This window comes from Shimia sp. MIT1388 (genome assembly GCF_047124445.1).
Taxonomy (GTDB): Bacteria; Pseudomonadota; Alphaproteobacteria; order Rhodobacterales; family Rhodobacteraceae; genus Shimia.
The window spans coordinates 1083477-1101733 of sequence record NZ_CP138921.1 but is presented as its reverse complement, the minus strand read 5'-3'; the positions used below and the strand labels follow the sequence as shown (position 1 = coordinate 1101733).

The window sequence follows — 18257 nt, the reverse complement described above, 5'->3', positions numbered from 1 at the left end:
TGTCATGCGGTTAGTTCTCAGTCAAAGAAAAACTGACCGTGGGGAGGCTTGGAACTGCGCTGATACGCCTATAGACTGGAGAGGGAAAGTGAAGTTTTCACGAAAAAACATCACTTTGCGGAGGCGCCTGTCCGATTTGGGGGATGGGGGTGTCCATTGGGCGAAATGCCAAAGAAATTGGCATCGGTGGTACTTGGGTTTGATCACGAAGCTTCGGCATTGTTTGCAGGCGCTTGGTGATGTTTGATCAAATGCCCCTTTTATTTCGCCGCAAAAACTAAAGTGTGGTTACTGAGTTATTAACCTTTGGTTAGGAAGCGTTTGAAAACAGTGTTTTAAGCAATTGGCGAGGCACTAAATGCAGGTACTATCTCGGCTCAAGGCAAAACTTCGGTGGCATCATCTGGTGCATGGCGGGATTTTTCTGATCGCGCTGGCCTTGTTCCCGATCCTTGGTGAGATGGACCTGTTTGAAACGTTTTATGACTACAGCCGGGCGCATGAAGACTGGGAGCTGGATGAACTGGCGGTTCTGGTACTTCTGTTGACTGTGGCGCTGTTGTTCTCGGTGATCTATCAGGCGCGGCACTTGCGTCGGATGGCGCGCGAGAAAGAGGCGATGCGCGAGGCGGCGTCTGCCAAGGCGCGGCATGATCCGATGACCGGCGTGCTGAACCGGCGGGCGTTTAAAGAGATTGCGCGGGGAGTAGCGCAAACGCTGAGCCCATCAGATGCACCGCGCTATATCGCTTTGATGGATCTGGATAAATTCAATCCGGTCAATAGCCTGCACGGCCATGAGATTGGCGATGCGACGTTGCAAGAGGTGGCGGAGCGGCTGAAGCTGGAGGCGCAGGCCGGTGGTACAGTGGCGCGTCTGGGGGGCGACGAGTTTGCTGTGCTGCTGGATGAGACCGCCAATGCGGTGCAGGCGGAGCGGGCGGCGCAACGGTTGGTGCATGAGATTGCGCAGCCGTTTTTCTTTGGCGAAAAAGCGGTGTTTATTGGCGCGTCCGTTGGGCTTGTGGCGTTGCGCCATGGCGATGACATATCCGAGGTGATGCGCCGGGCAGATAAGGCCATGGGCGTGGCCAAGTCGGAAGGGCGCGGGCGGTTTGCCTGGTATGATGCGGATCAGGACCGGCAGGCCATGGATCGGGAGACCATAGCGGCGGATTTGCGCGATGCGATTGCGCACGATCAGGTGGCGCCGTGGTTCCAGCCGATTGTCGAGATTGATGAGAACCGCGTGAGCGGCGTGGAAATTCTGGCGCGCTGGTTTCATCCCGAGCGCGGGTCCATTCCGCCGGGTGTGTTCATTGAGATTGCCGAAGACAGTGGGCAGATTGGCACCTTGGGCTTGAGCGTGTTGCGGCAGGCCTGTGCGCAGGCCAAGGACTGGGTGCGGCCTTTGACCCTGTCGTTCAATGTGTCCGGCGTGCAGTTCAAAGACCCCAATCTGGTGCCGTCGATCCGGATGGTTTTGGAAGGCACGGGCTTTCCACCCGAGCGGCTGATTGTGGAGGTGACCGAGAGTTCGGTGATTGACGATTTTGGCGAGGCGCGGGCGAAGCTGGAGGAGCTTAAGGCGCTTGGTGTGGCGATTGCGCTGGATGATTTTGGCACCGGCTATTCGAGCCTGACCGCTTTGCAGAACCTGCCGTTTGACCGGCTGAAGATTGACCGCAGCTTTGTGACCAATATTGCCGAAAACCCAGAGTGCCAGAAGATCGTTTCTGGCATCGTGTCCTTGGCGCAGGGGTTGCACTTGGAGGTGACAGCCGAGGGAATCGAGACGGTCGAAGATCTGGCCTATGTCAGCTATTTGCAGTGCCAGCGCGGGCAAGGGTTCCTGTTTGAGAAAGCGGTTCCCGGCGCGCAAGTTGCCGAGCTTCTGACGGGCGCGTGGCAGGATTTGCCAACGGTACCGGTGTCCCTTGCCAAGGTTGTCGGGACGTAACGGAACAATCCTCTCAATAGATTGAGTTTGGACCGGCGGCCGTGAGGGTGTACGCCGGTTTTTTGTTTGAAGACAGATGATTACACCGTAATGTTGCGGTGTTTTCAGTATTTGTCTGTCGCGCTAAACGAACATGTGTTCAAAAAAATCATTGCATAGGTCAGATACTGTGACCTAATAATTTGCGTATATAGGAATGACCGTCCAGCGAGGGGAGCGCAAGATGAGTATCCAGAAGGTGTCGTTGAACGACCGATTGGACCTGACCAAAGATAATGTGATGCTGAACGGCACGCAGGCTTTGGTGCGGTTGATGTTGATGCAAAAGGCGCGGGATACCAAGGCGGGGCTGAATACGGCTGGCTACGTGACCGGCTATCGCGGCTCACCTCTGGGCGCAGTGGACAGTCAGATGATGCGGGCGGAAAAAGAGCTCACCGCGCATGACGTCTTGTTTCAATCCGGCCTGAACGAAGACCTTGCGGCAACACAGTTGTGGGGCAGCCAGCAGGCGGAATTGCGCGGCGAAGGCAAGTTCGATGGCGTCTTTGGCCTGTGGTACGGCAAGGGGCCGGGCGTGGACCGCACCGGCGATGTGATGCGGCACGCCAATATGGCAGGCACCAGCCCCAACGGCGGTGTGCTGATGGCGATGGGTGACGACCACACCGGCGAAAGTTCCACGGTTCTGCACCAGTCCGAATGGGCGCTGGTGGATGCCTATATGCCGGTGGTGTCCCCAGCCGGTGTGCAGGAAGTCATGGACTATGGCTTGTATGGCCTCGCGCTGAGCCGCTTTGCTGGCGTCTGGGTTGGCCTAAAAACCATGAAGGACACCATTGAAGCCACGGCAGTGGTGAATGGCGATCCGCATCGGTTGGAGTTTGTGACGCCGGAGTTTGACATGCCGGAAGGTGGGCTGAACATCCGCCTGCACGACACGCCGCACGCGCAGGAAGCGCGGATGATCGACCACAAACGCTTTGCCGCAGAGGCGTTTAGCCGTGCCAACAAGATGGACAAGCGGATGTGGGGCAAGCCCGGGGCCAAGATTGGCTTTGTGGCGGCTGGCAAAAACTGGCTCGATTTGGTGCACGCCATGGACCTGCTGGGCATTGATGAAGGTGAGGCGGAGCGGCTTGGCATCACCACTTATAAGGTGGGGCAGACCTTCCCGCTGGATATGACCTCTTTCAGCGAATGGGCCGAGGGGCTCGACCTGATTGTGGTGGTGGAAGAAAAGCGCAAGCTGATCGAGGTGCAAATCAAAGAGGCGATCTTTGACGACCGGCGTGGGCGGCGTGTCTATGGCTGGTACAAAGGTGGCTACGGCAGCATGGGGCGCGAAGAGCTGTTCCCGACCCGTGGCGCGCTGGACCCGATCATGATTGCCGAGAAGCTGGGCGATATTTTGGTGGAGGAAGGCCGAGGCACCGATGCGGTGAAGGCCGGGATGACCACCTTGAAGGAGGCCCAGCGGGCGGACAATGCCGAGGATATTGCCGTGCGCACGCCGTGGTTCTGTTCAGGCTGTCCTCACAACACGTCAACCAAAGTGCCTGAGGGCAGCCGGGCTTATGCCGGGATTGGTTGTCACTATATGGTGCAGTGGATGGACCGGGAGACCACCGGCTTTACCCATATGGGCGGCGAGGGTGCCAACTGGATTGGGGAGGCGCCGTTTAGCAAGACCAAACATGTGTTCCAGAACCTCGGCGATGGCACCTACAACCACTCTGGGGTGCAGGCCATTCGCGCGGCTTTGGCGGCGAACACCAACATCACCTACAAAATCCTGTTCAATGACGCGGTGGCAATGACCGGCGGGCAGGCCAATGATGGCGGGCTGAGCCCGCAGAAGATTGCTGATGAGGTGCGGGCTATGGGCGTGCAGCATGTGGCGGTGGTCTATGACGAGAAAGAAGATGTGGACCAGTCCGCTTTCCCGGCCGGCATCACGTTCCATGAGCGCGCGGATCTCATGAATGTTGAGAAGAAGTTCCGTGAAATCAGCGGTGTAAGCTGCATTGTTTATGTGCAAACCTGCGCAAGCGAGAAGCGGCGCCGGCGCAAGCGCGGGCAGTTCCCCGATCCGGATCGCCGGGTGTTTATCAACACCGACATCTGCGAAGGCTGTGGCGATTGCGGGGTGCAGTCCAACTGTATTTCGATCGAGCCGGTGGAAACCGAGCTGGGGCGCAAGCGCAAGATCAACCAGTCGAGCTGTAACAAGGATTTCAGCTGCCTCAACGGGTTCTGTCCGAGCTTTGTGACCGTCGAAGGTGCGAAAATCCGCAAGGGGGCGACGGCGGCGTTGGAACTACCTCCCATGGCGATGCCGGAGATCAAGCCGATTGAGGGCACGCATAACGTGGTGATCACCGGGGTCGGCGGCACCGGGGTTGTGACCATTGGCGCGATCTTGTCTCAGGCGGCGCAGATTGACGGCAAAGCGGCGGGCATGATGGAAATGGCGGGTTTGGCCCAAAAGGGCGGCGCGGTGCATATCCATTGCCGCGTGGCGGAGACGCCGGAAGCGATCAGCGCCGTGCGTGTGGCGACCGGTGAATGTGATGCCTTGATCGGGGGCGATCTGGTGGTGAGTGCCGGGGCCAAGACCTTGGGACTGACTTCCGCGGGGCGCACCGGTGCGGTGGTGAACAGCCATGAGATCATTACGGGCAACTTTACGCAGGACACGGAATTCAAGCTGCCTACCGGGCGGTTGGAAGTGGCACTCCAAGCGCGCCTGCGCGAAAAACTGGCGCTGTTTGATGCGTCCGAGCTGTCCCGTGTGGTGATGGGCGATGCGATTTTCTCCAACATGATGGTGTTTGGTGCGGCTTGGCAAAAGGGGCTGGTGCCGGTCAGCCATGAGGCGATTGTGAGCGCAATTGAGCTCAACGGTGCTGCGGTGGAGAAGAACCTGCGGGCGTTTGAGATTGGACGCTGGGCGGTGCTCTATCCAGAGCAGGCGGCAGGGATGCTGGAGCCGAAAGTGGTGCAGAAACCCAAGACGCTGGAGGAGAAGATCGCCTTCCGCGCCGAGCATCTGGTGAAATATCAGGGCAACGGTTTGGCAAAGAAATACCGCAAGCTGGTGGATGGTATAGAAGATGCGCGTCTGAAAGAGGCGGTGGCCTTGGGGTACCATAAGTTGTTGGCCTACAAGGACGAATATGAAGTCGCGCGTCTGCATCTGGAGACGCGGGCGAAGGCCGAGGAGGTCTTTGAGGGCAACTTTGAGATGAAGGTGCACCTGTCGCCACCGCTGCTCGCCAAAGACGGGCCAAATGGGCGTCCGCTGAAGACCGAGTATGGTGCGGGCATGATGCGCATGTTCCCTATCCTAGCGAAGATGAAATCCCTGCGCGGTACGGCGTTGGATCCGTTCGGGCGTCATCCGGAACGCAAAATGGAGCGCGCGTTGATTGCGCAATATGAGGCGGATATGGCCAAAGTGGTTGCCGAATTTGAGACGCAGGCGCCGGAAGCTGCGGTGGCCTTGGCGGAATTGCCGATGCAGATCAAAGGCTTTGGTCCGGTGAAAGTTGCCAATGAAGCCAAGGCTGCCAAGCGGCGCGAAGAGCTTTTGGTGGCGTTGCAGCAGGGTGATGTGGTGTCTGCGGCCGCTGAATAAAAGCGCCAAAACTTGAATGACAAATCAAGAAATCCCGCATGTTTTAACGGGGTTTCTTGAGATGGCCTGCGGCCACTTGACGTTACGGAAGGGGGTTAAATTTCCTTCATAAATCTGTCATAGGGAGGCCGTGTTTTTGCGACTCGAGAGCTTCTATGACTTACGCGATCAACAATGCACGTGACATCAGCTATGCCTATGCAGCGGAAACGCGCAGCGGCAAGGCGATGATCCGTATGCTGGAAAACTCCACTGGCCGTTTGAGATTGATCAAGCGGGCTGCCGGCTATGAGGACGAAGTGGCCGCTGGGCGGGACTTCTGGGAAGTGATGCGCGAGCGCTATGGGCTGACGCTGGATGTGATTGGCGGCTCGCTTGATAATATCCCAAAGACCGGCCCGGTGGTGATGATTGCCAACCATCCGTACGGCATTCTGGATGGGTTGATGATGGGCTATATGCTCAGCGTCACACGAGGTGACTTCCGCCTTATGGCGCATCAGGTGTTCCGCAAGGCGCAGGACATGGAGAAGGTGATCCTGCCGGTGAGTTTTGATGAGGACCGGGAAGCGGTGAAGTTGAACCTGCGCACGCGCAAAGTCTCGCTGGATTACCTCAAACAGGGCGGCGCGATCGGGATTTTCCCGGGTGGCACAGTGTCGACCGCGGACAAGCCGTTTGGACGTCCGTTTGATCCGTATTGGCGTGGATTTACCGCGCGGATGATTGCCAAGTCGGAAGCGGCCGTTGTGCCGGTGTTCTTTGACGGGCAGACCAGCCGGTTGTTCCAGGTGGCAAGCCATCTGCATTACACCTTGCGCATGGGCTTCTTGATCCGTGAATTCAAAAAACGCGTGGACACACCCGTGCGGGTGGTGATTGGCGAGCCTGTGGAGCAGGATGCGATCAAGAGCCGCGCCAGTGACACCTGGGAGCTCATGGACTTCCTGCGGGAACGCACCTATTCTTTGTCTCCAAAGCCGATCCGCAAAATGGGATATGGCTTTGAGTTTGAAGAAAAACATAAGCTTGACGGCCAGAAGGCTGCAAACAGGTAGATCGAGGTGTGGCGTGGCAGTTGGACTCTTTGACAGTGGATTGGGCGGGCTGACCGTCTATGACGCGGTGAGCAAGCGCTTGCCAGATGTGCCTTTGGTGTATTTCGGAGACAATGCCCACGCGCCTTATGGTGTGCGTGATGCCGATGATGTTTACAACCTGACCACCGCCGCCGTGGAGCGGATGTGGGATGCGGGCTGTGATCTGGTGATCCTGGCCTGTAACACCGCCAGTGCGGCGGCGCTGCGCCGGATGCAGGAAAGCTGGATTCCGAAAGACAAGCGCGTGTTGGGCGTGTTTGTGCCGTTGATTGAGGCACTCACCGAGCGCAGCTGGGGCGACAATTCGCCGCCGCGTGAGGTGGAAGTCAAACATGTTGCGCTGTTTGCGACACCGGCGACGGTGGCGAGCCGGGCGTTTCAGCGGGAGCTGGCGTTTCGGGCGATTGGCGTGGACGTGGAAGCACAGGCCTGTGGTGGCGTGGTGGATGCCATTGAAGATGGCGATATGATCCTGGCCGAAGCGCTGGTGCGGTCCCATGTGGATGCGCTTAAGCGTAAGATGCCGGACCCGCAGGCGGCGATTTTGGGCTGCACGCATTACCCTATCATGCACGACACCTTTCAGGACGCTTTGGGCTCGGATGTAAATGTGTATAGTCAGGCCAATCTGGTTGCAGATTCGTTGGCAGACTATTTGGAGCGGCACCCCAAAATGATTGGGCAAGGCACAGACAATTTATTTCTGACCACGGGTGATCCTCGCAAAGTGAGTGATCGCGCGACCCAGTTTTTGCGACGACAAATCACCTTCCAAGCTGCGTAACTGCGGCGAGGGGGCGCAGGCTCTCGCAATTTCACCCATTTCTGATTATCTAGCTCCGCAAGTGACGGGGATGGTCGCGCGAAGGCTGCGGCCAAACGAAGGGAAGAGGTCGAAAACATGACCCATAAAATCGCAATTCTTGGCGCCAGCGGCTACACCGGAGCAGAGCTAGTGCGTTTGATCGCCACCCATCCGAGCATGGAGATTGTTGCGCTGTCCGCAGATCGTAAGGCCGGTTTGGAGATGGCGGCGGTGTTCCCGCATTTGCGGCACCTGAAACTGCCCACGCTGTGCAAGATCGACGAGATTGATTTTGGCGGCGTGGACCTGTGTTTTTGTGCGTTGCCACACGCAACTTCTCAGAAGGTAATCAAAGCGTTGCCGTCTGATATTAAAGTGGTCGATCTGAGTGCGGACTTCCGGCTGCGCGATCCAGAGGAATACGCCAAATGGTATGGCGGGCAGCATGATGCACTGGAGATCCAGAAAGAGGCTGTCTATGGCCTGACCGAGTTTTACCGCGAAGAGATCAAAGCCGCGCGGGTTGTGGCCGGAACAGGCTGTAACGCGGCAACCGGACTTTTTGCGCTCAAACCGCTGATTGAGGCGGATGTGATTGACCTTAATCAAATCATTCTTGATCTAAAATGTGCAGTGTCCGGCGCAGGGCGGTCCTTGAAAGAGAACCTCCTGCACGCGGAGCTGAGCGAAGGCAACCACGCCTATGCAATTGGCGGCACGCACCGGCATTTGGGGGAGTTCGATCAGGAGTTCTCCAAAGTGGCGGGGCGCGAGGTGAAAGTGCAATTCACCCCGCATCTGGTGCCAGCCAACCGGGGCATTCTGGCGACTGTGTATGTGCAGGGTAACGCAGAGGTGATCCATGCCACGTTGGCAAAAGCCTATGCTGAGGAACCTTTCATCGAGGTGCTGCCTTTTGGCGAAGCGCCAAGCACGCGGCATGTGCGCGGCTCCAACTTCTGCCATATTGGTGTGACCGGAGACCGGATCGACGGGCGGGCCATTGTGATTGCGGCGTTGGACAACCTGACCAAGGGGTCCAGCGGCCAGGCGTTGCAAAACGCCAACCTGATGTTGGGAGAAGATGAGACTGCTGGCCTGATGCTGGCGCCTTGTTTCCCGTAACTTGCGCGAGAGCGCTGGAGAGGAAAAATGAAGAGCCTCAAGAAGCAACGCCGGGTTCAGGTGATCATCCTGACCTTCGTAGCCCTGATCATCTCCACAGCCCTGATTGGGTGGGCCATGCAGGATGGGATCAACTACTTCCGTTCGCCCACTCAGGTGGCGGAAGAGCCGCCTGCGGCCTCTGAAACCTTCCGGATTGGCGGTCTGGTGGAAGAAGGCACCCTCGTGCGGGATGAAGGTGAGACCGTGCGGTTTTCCGTAACCGATGGCGGGGCGTCGATCCCTGTGACCTACACTGGTGTGCTGCCGGACCTGTTCAAGGAAAACGAAGGCATGATTGGCACCGGCAAATATATTGACGGTGTGTTTGTGGCGTCCGAAATTCTGGCGAAACACGACGAGACTTATATGCCCAAAGAGGTGGTCGACGCGCTGAAAGAGCAGGGCGTTTATGTGGAGCCTGATGCGGAGAGCTAAAGCTCTGCCGATATGATGAATTGACCCCGTGGGCTGCGAAGCCTGCGGGGTTTTTCTTTGGCGCAACAGGCAGCGTGCGTTGGGGTGGCGGCGGTTTAACAGTCATTAGAGCAGCCTGTGTCTTGAGGCACACAGGAGGTTGCGATGTTGGATGTACGGCAAGTGGCAAGGGAGATTGTGGCGCGGGAAGGCGGATTTGTGAACGATCCGGATGATCCGGGTGGGGCGACCAATCTGGGCGTAACGCTGGCCACGGCACGGCGGTTGGGGTTGGACAAAGACGGGGATGGCGATGTCGATGTGGCGGATGTCAAGCGCCTGACGCCAGAAGATGCGGAGGCAGTCTATCTGAGGCATTATTTTGAGAGGCCAAAAGTGGATCGCTTGCCGGAAGTTTTGCAGGCATCGGTGTTTGATATGTATGTCAATGCGGGCAGCAATGCGGTGAAGATTTTGCAGCGCCTGTTGGGGCAGATGGGGCAGCAAGTCACGGTGGACGGCAAGATCGGGCCACAGACCATTGCCGCCAGTAAAGTGGCGGCCAATATGGCGCCGGATCATTTGGCAGACGCTTACGGCGTGGCGCGGCGGAACTACTATTTCCGATTGGCGGATCTGCGGCCGAAGTCGCGCAAATTTGCGCGCTCACGGGCCGGCAAGAAAGGTGGCTGGATCAAGAGGGCGGAAGAGTTCATCTCGCCGCGCTATCACTTGACGCAACAGGAATTTGAGAAGCGGGTGGCGTCATGGGGATGATCGAGCGGCTGTTGTCCTTTGTGTTTGGCGGTGGGCGCAATGTGATCAAGGAGACCGCTGAGGTGTTTCGTGAAAACGCAGAAGGGGCGGCCCAGCGGGCGCAGGACGTGCAGATCGCGGCGATGCAGGGGCACGCAGCGGAGTTTCGAGCGCAGGATCGCGGGCGGTTTGACCGGGTGATGGATGCGGTCAACCGCTTGCCACGCCCGGCGATGGCGCTGGGATGTTTGGCGCTGTTTGTCAGCGCCATGGTGGACCCGGTGTGGTTTGCTGCGCGCATGAGTGGAATCGCCTTGGTGCCGGAGCCATTGTGGTGGCTTTTAGGTGTTGTGGTGAGTTTCTATTTTGGCGCGCGACATCAGGCCAAAGGGCAGGAATTTCAACGCACTATGGCCGACAACTTGAAGCGTGTGCCGGAGGTGGTTGAAACCCTTGCCGCGCTTGAGGGGCCGGTGCAAACGCAGGTGCGCTCACCAATGGAAGCCGGCGATAATCCGGTGCTTCTGGATTGGCAGAAAGCTTCCAGCGGGGGCGCGACAAAGTGATCAGTTTGCGGGGTCGATTTGCATTGGCCCCGTCTGCGCGTCGGCGTATACAGTTGGCATGATAGTTGAGCTCGGCCATTTCGCACTGATCCTAGCCGCCGTCACCGCAGTGGTGCAGGCAATTGTCCCTCTTATTGGCGCGCAGAAGCGTTGGCCCGGCTGGATGGCCGTGGCTGAACCGGCGGCAGGATTGCAGTTCCTGTTCACGGCCTTCAGCTTTGCCGCGCTGACCTATGCCTTTGTGACCTCGGATTTCTCCGTGGCGCTGGTGACGGGGAACTCCCATACGCTCAAGCCGATGATCTATAAGGTCAGCGGTGTTTGGGGTAACCACGAGGGCTCGATGCTGTTGTGGGTGTTGATCCTGACGTTGTTTGGGGCCTGTTTGGCGTGGTTTGGTGGCAACCTGCCGCCCGGTATTCGTGCGCGGGCGCTGGCAATCCAAAGTGCGGTTGCCGTGGCCTTCTTTGCCTTCATCCTGTTCACCTCGAATCCGTTCCTGCGCATGGAGGCGGTGCCATTTGATGGCCGTGACCTGAACCCGTTGTTGCAGGACGTGGGCCTCGCGCTGCACCCGCCGTTTTTGTATCTCGGCTATGTTGGGCTTTCGATGGCCTTCTCCTTTGCCATTGCCGCGCTGATCGAGGGCCGTGTGGACGCGGCCTGGGGACGTTGGGTGCGGCCTTGGACGCTGGCGGCTTGGGTCTTCCTGACCATCGGCATCGCGCTGGGGTCCTGGTGGGCCTATTACGAGCTTGGCTGGGGTGGATTCTGGTTTTGGGATCCGGTGGAAAACGCGTCGTTCATGCCTTGGCTTCTGGCGGCGGCCTTGCTGCACTCCGCGATTGTTGTGGAGAAACGCGAAAGCCTGAAAAGCTGGACAATCCTCCTTGCGATTATGGCGTTTAGTTTCTCGCTGATCGGGACGTTTATTGTGCGCTCTGGCGTGATCACCTCGGTGCACGCCTTTGCCAATGACCCGGAGCGTGGCGTGTTTATTCTGGGTATTCTGGTGTTCTTCACCGGCGGTGCGCTGACACTGTTTGCGGCGCGTGCCAGTGAGATGGAAGCCAAAGGGGTGTTTGGGGTTGTCAGCCGTGAGAGCGCGCTGGTTTTGAACAACATCCTGCTGGCGGTGTCCTGTTTTGTGGTCTTCATCGGCACCATCTGGCCGCTGGTCAGCGAGATGTTCTTTGAGCGCAAGCTGAGTGTGGGCGCGCCGTTCTTCAACATGGCGTTTACGCCGTTCATGGTGATCCTTGGGTTGATACTGCCGGTTGGGGCGATGTTGCCATGGAAGCGTGCGAAACTAGGCAAGGTGGTGAAGCCATTGATCCCGGCATTTGTTTTGGCGGTGGCGCTTGGCGGTCTGGCCTGGACCATTCAAGGCGGTCGGTCTTTGTTGGGGCCGGTGGGCCTGTTCCTTGGTGCCTGGCTGCTGGCCGGGGCGTTTGTGGATCTGATGTCGCGCACCGGACGTGGCGCGCTTGGGGATCGCTTGGGGCGTTTGTCCCGTTTGCCACGCGCGGATTGGGGCAAAGCTGTTGCCCATGCGGGCTTTGGCGTGACGATCTTCGGGATCGCTGGCCTGATGGCCTGGGAGCAGGAAGATATCCGCGTGGCGCAGATTGGGCAGCCTTATATGGTGGGGGCCTATGAAATCACTCTGGAAGGCGTGCGGGAGACCGAAGGGCCGAACTACCTGACAACCATGGCGGACATTCGCGTGCGCAAAGACGGTCAAGACGTGACCATGCTACATCCCGAAAAGCGGGTGTATCCGGTGGCGGCGATGCCAACCACGGAAGCGGCGATTGATTACCGTATCCTGCGCGACGTGTATCTGGCGCTTGGCGATGAACAGCCGGGTGGGGCGTATACGGTGCGGACCTATATAAAACCGCTAACCAACTGGATTTGGTTTGGCTCCTTCCTTATGTCTCTTGGCGGGTTGCTGAGCCTGACCGACCGCCGCTATCGCGTGGCGGCTGGGGCGCGTAAGGCGCCAGCGGGTGGCGTGCCAGCGGAGTGACACGGATGAAGACCAAGCTGAAGACATTTGGGGCCGCACTGGGGCTTGTGCTTTTGATGGCGGGGCCGAGCGCGGCGGTGCAGCCGGATGAGATCTTGGACGACCCGGTTCTCGAAGAGCGGGCGCGCGAGATTTCCAAAGATCTACGGTGTCTTGTCTGTCGCAATGAAAGCATTGACGACAGCAATGCGCAGCTGGCCAAGGACCTACGTGTACTAGTGCGCGAGCGGCTGACCGAAGGCGACAGCAACGAAGAGGTGGTTGATTTTGTGGTCGACCGCTACGGTGAATACGTCTTGTTGCGACCACGTACCAGTGGCACCAATATGGTGCTGTATGGGGCCGGACCGGCGATGTTGCTGATCGCGCTGATCGTCGGGTTTGGCTACACACGGCGCCGTTCCACAGCCCGCACGCCAACGGAACGTAAGTTGAGCGATGAGGAAGAAGCGCGGCTTCAGGAAATCCTCAAGGAATGACGTCGGGTCCCGCTTGGAGCGCAAGCAGCGGGATGCGATGAGAGGGTAGGAGCGGAGAGGGACCCTATGGATTATCAGACTATTACCTATGATGTGACCGATGGTGTGGCCACTGTGACGTTGAACCTGCCGGACACGCTGAACGCGATGACGCAGCAGATGCGGGCCGAGATCACCGATGCGGTGATTGCAGCAGGCTCTGAAGCGCGGGTGCTGGTGTTGACCGGTGCGGGCAAGGCGTTTTGTTCCGGGCAGGATCTGGGTGACAGCTCCAGCGCGGCGAGCATGGATCTGGAGCGTACGCTGCGCGACGAGTACATGCCAATGATCCGGGCCATTCGCGAGTGTCCGATCCCGACCATCAGCGCCGTGAACGGCGCTGCGGCGGGGGCAGGGGCCAACCTGGCGCTGGCCGCCGATGTGGTGATTGCCAAAGAGAGTGCATATTTCATGCAGGCGTTTTCGCGCATTGGCCTGATGCCGGATGCGGGTGGCACTTATGAGTTGCCCAAAGCCATGGGGGCAGCCAAGGCGATGGGCGCCGCGCTGTTTGCCGATAAGATCAGCGCACGTCAGGCCGATGATTGGGGCATGATCTGGGAAGCGGTGGCGGATGACGCCTATGAGGCCACGGTGCAGAAGCGCGCAGCGCATCTCGCGAGCGGTCCGACGCTGGCGTACAAGCAGATCAAAAAGGCCATCCAGGAAAGCTATGGCAACGACTGGACCGCGCAGATGGAACAGGAAGCCAAGCGTCAGGGCAAGCTGGGCAAGACCCGGGACTTCCAGGAAGGCGTCGTGGCGTTTTTGGAAAAGCGCCCCGCGAAATACGAGGGGCGCTAAGGCCTTTATCGTTCTTTGAGCTGTTTCATGAGGGCCAGCGCTTCGGGCGTTGGCCTTTGTTCTATGCGGCGATAGACACGGCCGTCGATGGTGCGCTCGCAAAGCTTGTGGTCAATCAGCGACCGGCGCAGCAGAACGTGGTCGTCAAAGCTGAGACCGGACTTCAGGATCTCGTTGACCTCTTTCTCCGACATGTCCTGATGCGCGGGCATACGCGCCCAAAACGGCCAGAGACACAGGCCTTGTACCTTGGTCCATTTCGGCCAGCGGAACATGCGCCCGGTGTCATCAAACACCCGCAGGGCACGTTTGAGAGCCAGTTCGTCCACCGCGGTGTCTTCTGCCGGTTTGGCGGCCTTGAGGTGTTGGTGGTTTTGAAACCCCGCGGCCTTGGCGACAAGCGTCATCATCGCGGCGTGGCCAGGCAGTTTGTCTTGATCCGACAAGGATTTGCGCAGGGTTTTGGTGAAAGCCGAAACGTCGGCCACATAGAGAGGGATCACGTCTTTTGACATGAGGGCATCCTTTTGATGTCGTGCATCCCGGAACCGGGGTCGATGGCCGCCCTTGTCGACGGCACGTGCAAAAGCATGCTGTCGAAAATGTCTCGCAGGTTTAGCAAAGTCAGTGTGACCGGCGGCGCCTGGGTGAACTGCGGACCCATGGCGCTTTGTTTAGAGGGGAATTGGGACTGTGGCAAGTATGGTCCACAGGCCGTGCGGAAAGAGACCGAAGGAACGTGTCCGGTCTTATGTGACTGCGGGTACGCTATATGCCTCTACGTCATCTGCGGTGAAGCTGATGTCGCTTTCCACTCGTACGACCAGCTGGCCGTTGGCATATACATTGTGTTCACCGTCTTCCTCATTGACCGTGAATGTGGGTTCGGTTGTGCCTTCTTCGTAGCGCACAACCAAAACGTCTTCCTCAGGATTGAAGTCGATAATCGCGGGAACGTTGGTGTCGTCCGTGATCCATTCGCCGATCTCAAAACGATCATTGCCCGCGCCGCCCGAGGCGACATCGCCTTGACCAAGCAGCAGCAGGTCATCGCCATCTTCCCCGTGCAACTCGTTGTTCTCTGTTTCCGTTGGGTGCGCGTAGGTTGAATTGGCCAGTACCAAAACGTCTCCATCAATGGAGAGGTCGTCCGGATCAGGATCGCCAGAGATGGTGTTGGCGCCAATCAGTGTGTCGTTTCCTTCTGCGCCAAATAAGGTGTCATTGCCGCTGGTGCCCAGCATGTAGTCGTCGCCTTGCCCGCCCAGCAAAGTGTCATCTCCGTTGCCGCCTAGCAGAAAATCTTCGCCAGCGCGCCCCTTCAGGAGGTCGTCTCCGTCGCCGCCAAAAAGCAGATCATCCCCACCACGCCCGGTGATGTCGTCGTTGCCGTCATCACCACCAATGAGGTCATGCGCCGCAGAGCCGGTCAGGGTGTCGTCACCTGCACCACCGTCTTGTGTTTCGAAGACGTCGTCCACTGCGAGGTCTGTGCCGGAGTCCCCACTGCCGCCTTCAAAGGCCCCGGTGAGCGCTCCGACAGCCACGCCTGCCATCAACAAACCTAAAAACAGCATCCTGTCTCTCCTCGTGTACGCAAAACCTAAGCGTGCGTTGCATAGTGGTGGTCTCGGGGGGCGCACAGCGACATGTGACCGTGGACAGGGCCTCTTTGTGACTGTCTGACAGATGTGTGAAATTGCGTGTTCTACGCGGCGCCTGCGGCTCCCGAGGCCGAGTTGGTCGCAAGGTGCGCGAACACGTTATGCGTGTCAACAAATTGAAAGGCATTTGAGCTGGATTGCGCTCAATCTCCAGTGGCGCGGCTTATTGTTTCCCATGGGGCTTCGATGGAAAGCAAAACCGCGCCCAGGGTCTGGTGGGCGCGGTTGCATGAGGTCGGTGAGTCGGTTGCCCAATGTGGTTCAAGCAACCGGCAAAGGGGGGGGATGCGTACAGGCATCATCACCCGAGCACAAATGTGACATCTGAGGCTTCGAAACCGTCGGCAGCGCCGGCGATGCGGGCCATGATCACGTCGTTTGCCAAAACATGGGTTTCATCGCCAACCCGCTCGACCGTGATAGTCGGCAGTGGCTCGTCACCTGGCAAGATAAGGGAAACCACGTCCTCGTCAGGGTCAAAGTCGGTGATAAATGGCGCGTTCTCTTCCACCCAATGACCAATGTGGAAGCTGTCGTTGCCTTCGCCGCCAGTGCCGGTGTCATATTCGCCGAGGAAAAGATTGTCGTTGCCAGTGCCGCCAATGAGCGTATCGGCCTCTTCCGGCTCCGTTGGGTCCTGAATTACAAATTCCGTTTCGGGCTCCCGGTCAAGATAGCTGTCAGCAACTTCCGGGTCGCGGTTTGTCACGTCCGCACCGTAAATCCAGTCGTCGCCGCTGCCGCCTTCCAGGGTGTCTTCGCCGGTGTAGCCGTAGAGCGTGTCGCTGCCACTGTCGCCGTAGACGGCGTCGTCCCCTTCGCCGCCGGTCATGTAGTCTTCGCCAGCGCCGCCAAAGAGGACGTCGTCGCCTTCGCTGCCGTAGAGGCCGTCATCGCCATCCTGACCGCGCAGGGTGTCATTGCCATCCTTGCCATCCAGAAGGTCGGGGCCGGGGGTGCCTGTCAGATCGTTGTTGGAGTCGCCGCCTTCAAGCAGAATGCCGATACCGCCGTCCTCGGATATGATGTCGGTGGTGGTTGTGTCGTCCACCGGCTGGGTGTCATTGGCAAAACCGGTTGGGGTGCTTTCGTCTTCGGAGTCGTCGCCACCGCCAGAAAAACTACTGGCCGCGAGGCCCATAAACAGAAGTCCCAAAATCCACATTACTCATCTCCAAATTGTGGCTCACATAAGCCGCCAAATACACAGTCCTAATTGGCAAGCGGCAAGTTTGACCCTCAGCCCGCCTTGAGCGTGTTGGTTCCAAGGAGGAAGCCGCCTCGGGCAGGGACGGAGGACCCGCCGGTCCAATTTTCTAAAATTCTGAAAGAGTGATGCACGCTAAGCGTGTCGGAATTTGGGCTGAGTTTCTGTGAATTTGGGCAAAATTGAGAAGATGTGCCTCAGGCAAAGAAAAACGCGCCGGAGAGGGCTCCGGCGCGCTTGACTGTGTCTGACCCGATTGGGTTAGCGGTTTTCGATGTCGCTGTAGGAGCGCACGTCTTCGCCGAGGTACAGCTGACGTGGGCGACCAATTTTGTGCGCCGGATCGGACAGCTGTTCTTTCCACTGGGAAATCCAGCCAACGGTGCGGGACAGCGCGAAGATTGGCGTAAACATCGAAGTTGGGAAGCCCATCGCCTCGAGGATGATGCCAGAGTAGAAGTCCACGTTCGGGAACAGCTTCTTCTCTTTGAAGTATGGGTCGCTCAGCGCGATGCGCTCCAGCTCGGACGCCACCTGCAGCAGCGGGTTGTCTTCGACACCCAGCAGCTCCAGTACTTCGTCCGCGGACTGTTTCATCACGGTCGCGCGTGGGTCCATGTTTTTGTAAACACGGTGGCCAAAGCCCATCAGACGGAACGGATCGTTCTTGTCTTTGGCGCGCTCGATGTATTCCGGGATGCGATCGACAGAGCCGATTTCTTTCAGCATCTCCAGGCATGCCTGGTTAGCGCCACCGTGGGCTGGGCCCCAGAGGCAGGCGATGCCAGCGGCGATACAGGCAAACGGGTTGGCACCGGAAGAGGACGCCAGACGCACCGTGGAGGTGGAGGCGTTCTGCTCGTGGTCGGCGTGCAGCGTGAAGATACGGTCCATCGCGCGGGACAGGATCGGGTTCACTTCGTAGTCTTCGGCCGGTACGGCAAAGCACATGCGCAGGAAGTTGGACGCGTAGTCCAGATCGTTGCGTGGCGACACAAACGGCTGACCGATGGTGTATTTATAGGCCATCGCAGCGATGGTTGGCATCTTTGCGATCAGGCGGTGAGAGGCGATCTCACGCTGGCGCGGGTCGTTGATGTCTGTGGAGTCGTGGTAGAAGGCGGACATGGCGCCAACCACACCCACCATGATCGCCATCGGGTGCGCGTCACGGCGGAAACCACGGAAGAAGGTGGTCATCTGCTCGTGCAGCATGGTGTGGCGGGTGATGGTGGTTTCAAACTCTTCCAGCTCGGCTGCGGTTGGCAGAGTGCCGTAGAGCAGCAGGTAGCAGACTTCGAGGTAGTGGGATTTGCCCGCCAGCTCGCCAATTGGGTAGCCGCGGTGGGTCAGGATGCCTTCTTCACCGTCGATATAGGTGATGGTGGATTCACAGGAGGCAGTGGAGGTGAAACCAGGGTCATAGGTGAAAACACCGGCTTGACCATAGAGTTTGCGGATGTCGAGCACATCCGGGCCGGACGTTGGCGAGTGGATCGGCAGTTCGTAGTTTTCGCCGTCAATCGTTAGCGTTGCGGTTTTTGGGGCCTCGGACATGGCATTTTCCTTCCTAAAAAGCCGGGGACGCGGATCGCCCCGGCGCGTTGTGTCTGCGACGTCTTAA

At 58.5% G+C, this 18257-nt stretch carries 15 protein-coding genes; 11 read left to right on the top strand and 4 right to left on the bottom strand.

Annotated features, from left to right (window positions below):
- The first annotated feature begins 358 nt into the window (after nucleotides 1-358).
- The 11 genes from SIB92_RS05380 to SIB92_RS05330 all read left to right on the top strand — a co-directional run bounded on the left by SIB92_RS05380 (nucleotide 359) and on the right by SIB92_RS05330 (nucleotide 13762).
- On the top strand, nucleotides 359-1960 hold the full coding sequence (locus SIB92_RS05380; RefSeq protein WP_412554838.1) for a putative bifunctional diguanylate cyclase/phosphodiesterase: 1602 nt from the start codon (nucleotides 359-361) through the stop codon (nucleotides 1958-1960).
- 223 nt (nucleotides 1961-2183) lie between these two features.
- The gene (locus SIB92_RS05375) at nucleotides 2184-5600 is read left to right on the top strand and encodes an indolepyruvate ferredoxin oxidoreductase family protein (RefSeq protein WP_412554837.1); all 3417 of its coding nucleotides are present in this window, start codon (nucleotides 2184-2186) and stop codon (nucleotides 5598-5600) included.
- Nucleotides 5601-5755: 155 nt separating this feature from the next.
- On the top strand, nucleotides 5756-6658 hold the full coding sequence (locus SIB92_RS05370; RefSeq protein WP_412554836.1) for a lysophospholipid acyltransferase family protein: 903 nt from the start codon (nucleotides 5756-5758) through the stop codon (nucleotides 6656-6658).
- A gap of 13 nt (nucleotides 6659-6671) precedes the next feature.
- Nucleotides 6672-7484: a glutamate racemase gene (locus SIB92_RS05365; RefSeq protein WP_412554835.1), complete on the top strand. Its 813-nt coding sequence runs from the start codon at nucleotides 6672-6674 to the stop codon at nucleotides 7482-7484.
- Nucleotides 7485-7601: 117 nt separating this feature from the next.
- Nucleotides 7602-8630, top strand: coding sequence for an N-acetyl-gamma-glutamyl-phosphate reductase (argC, locus tag SIB92_RS05360; protein WP_412554834.1), 1029 nt, complete (start codon nucleotides 7602-7604; stop codon nucleotides 8628-8630).
- Nucleotides 8631-8657: 27 nt separating this feature from the next.
- Nucleotides 8658-9107 carry a cytochrome c maturation protein CcmE gene (gene ccmE / locus SIB92_RS05355; protein ID WP_412554833.1) on the top strand — a complete coding sequence of 150 codons (450 nt, stop codon included), beginning with the start codon at nucleotides 8658-8660 and terminating at the stop codon, nucleotides 9105-9107.
- A gap of 144 nt (nucleotides 9108-9251) precedes the next feature.
- Nucleotides 9252-9863, top strand: coding sequence for a holin-associated N-acetylmuramidase (locus SIB92_RS05350; RefSeq protein WP_412554832.1), 612 nt, complete (start codon nucleotides 9252-9254; stop codon nucleotides 9861-9863).
- Nucleotides 9854-10408 carry a holin family protein gene (locus SIB92_RS05345; protein ID WP_412554831.1) on the top strand — a complete coding sequence of 185 codons (555 nt, stop codon included), beginning with the start codon at nucleotides 9854-9856 and terminating at the stop codon, nucleotides 10406-10408. The genes SIB92_RS05350 and SIB92_RS05345 overlap by 10 nt, the downstream gene beginning before the upstream one ends.
- A gap of 58 nt (nucleotides 10409-10466) precedes the next feature.
- Nucleotides 10467-12440: a heme lyase CcmF/NrfE family subunit gene (locus tag SIB92_RS05340; RefSeq protein ID WP_412554830.1), complete on the top strand. Its 1974-nt coding sequence runs from the start codon at nucleotides 10467-10469 to the stop codon at nucleotides 12438-12440.
- A 5-nt stretch (nucleotides 12441-12445) separates the two neighbouring features.
- Nucleotides 12446-12919: a cytochrome c-type biogenesis protein CcmH gene (locus SIB92_RS05335; RefSeq protein WP_412554829.1), complete on the top strand. Its 474-nt coding sequence runs from the start codon at nucleotides 12446-12448 to the stop codon at nucleotides 12917-12919.
- Between the two features lie 66 nt (nucleotides 12920-12985).
- Entirely contained in the window at nucleotides 12986-13762 is a 777-nt protein-coding gene (locus tag SIB92_RS05330) for an enoyl-CoA hydratase-related protein (RefSeq protein WP_412554828.1), read from the top strand.
- Nucleotides 13763-13767: 5 nt separating this feature from the next.
- Here SIB92_RS05330 and SIB92_RS05325 read toward each other — a convergent pair whose 3' ends face one another.
- The 4 genes from SIB92_RS05325 to gltA form a co-directional block, all read right to left on the bottom strand.
- Entirely contained in the window at nucleotides 13768-14277 is a 510-nt protein-coding gene (locus SIB92_RS05325) for a DUF2087 domain-containing protein (protein ID WP_412554827.1), read from the bottom strand.
- Nucleotides 14278-14511: 234 nt separating this feature from the next.
- The gene (locus SIB92_RS05320) at nucleotides 14512-15339 is read right to left on the bottom strand and encodes a calcium-binding protein (RefSeq protein WP_412554826.1); all 828 of its coding nucleotides are present in this window, start codon (nucleotides 15337-15339) and stop codon (nucleotides 14512-14514) included.
- A 388-nt stretch (nucleotides 15340-15727) separates the two neighbouring features.
- Nucleotides 15728-16591 (bottom strand): calcium-binding protein, encoded by an 864-nt coding sequence (locus SIB92_RS05315; protein WP_412554825.1) that lies wholly within the window; start codon nucleotides 16589-16591, stop codon nucleotides 15728-15730.
- Between the two features lie 303 nt (nucleotides 16592-16894).
- Nucleotides 16895-18190: a citrate synthase gene (gltA, locus tag SIB92_RS05310; RefSeq protein WP_412554824.1), complete on the bottom strand. Its 1296-nt coding sequence runs from the start codon at nucleotides 18188-18190 to the stop codon at nucleotides 16895-16897.
- Nucleotides 18191-18257 lie beyond the last annotated feature (67 nt).

What these genes read in the sequence shown, in the direction of transcription:
- SIB92_RS05380 (WP_412554838.1), top strand. Translation starts at nt 359, where the DNA reads ATGCAGGTACTATCTCGGCTCAAGGCAAAACTTCGGTGGCATCATCTG.
- SIB92_RS05375 (WP_412554837.1), top strand. Translation starts at nt 2,184, where the DNA reads ATGAGTATCCAGAAGGTGTCGTTGAACGACCGATTGGACCTGACCAAA.
- SIB92_RS05370 (WP_412554836.1), top strand. Translation starts at nt 5,756, where the DNA reads ATGACTTACGCGATCAACAATGCACGTGACATCAGCTATGCCTATGCA.
- argC (WP_412554834.1), top strand. Translation starts at nt 7,602, where the DNA reads ATGACCCATAAAATCGCAATTCTTGGCGCCAGCGGCTACACCGGAGCA.
- ccmE (WP_412554833.1), top strand. Translation starts at nt 8,658, where the DNA reads ATGAAGAGCCTCAAGAAGCAACGCCGGGTTCAGGTGATCATCCTGACC.
- SIB92_RS05350 (WP_412554832.1), top strand. Translation starts at nt 9,252, where the DNA reads ATGTTGGATGTACGGCAAGTGGCAAGGGAGATTGTGGCGCGGGAAGGC.
- SIB92_RS05345 (WP_412554831.1), top strand. Translation starts at nt 9,854, where the DNA reads ATGGGGATGATCGAGCGGCTGTTGTCCTTTGTGTTTGGCGGTGGGCGC.
- SIB92_RS05340 (WP_412554830.1), top strand. Translation starts at nt 10,467, where the DNA reads ATGATAGTTGAGCTCGGCCATTTCGCACTGATCCTAGCCGCCGTCACC.
- SIB92_RS05335 (WP_412554829.1), top strand. Translation starts at nt 12,446, where the DNA reads ATGAAGACCAAGCTGAAGACATTTGGGGCCGCACTGGGGCTTGTGCTT.
- SIB92_RS05330 (WP_412554828.1), top strand. Translation starts at nt 12,986, where the DNA reads ATGGATTATCAGACTATTACCTATGATGTGACCGATGGTGTGGCCACT.
- SIB92_RS05325 (WP_412554827.1), bottom strand. Translation starts at nt 14,277, where the DNA reads ATGTCAAAAGACGTGATCCCTCTCTATGTGGCCGACGTTTCGGCTTTC.
- SIB92_RS05320 (WP_412554826.1), bottom strand. Translation starts at nt 15,339, where the DNA reads ATGCTGTTTTTAGGTTTGTTGATGGCAGGCGTGGCTGTCGGAGCGCTC.
- SIB92_RS05315 (WP_412554825.1), bottom strand. Translation starts at nt 16,591, where the DNA reads ATGTGGATTTTGGGACTTCTGTTTATGGGCCTCGCGGCCAGTAGTTTT.
- gltA (WP_412554824.1), bottom strand. Translation starts at nt 18,190, where the DNA reads ATGTCCGAGGCCCCAAAAACCGCAACGCTAACGATTGACGGCGAAAAC.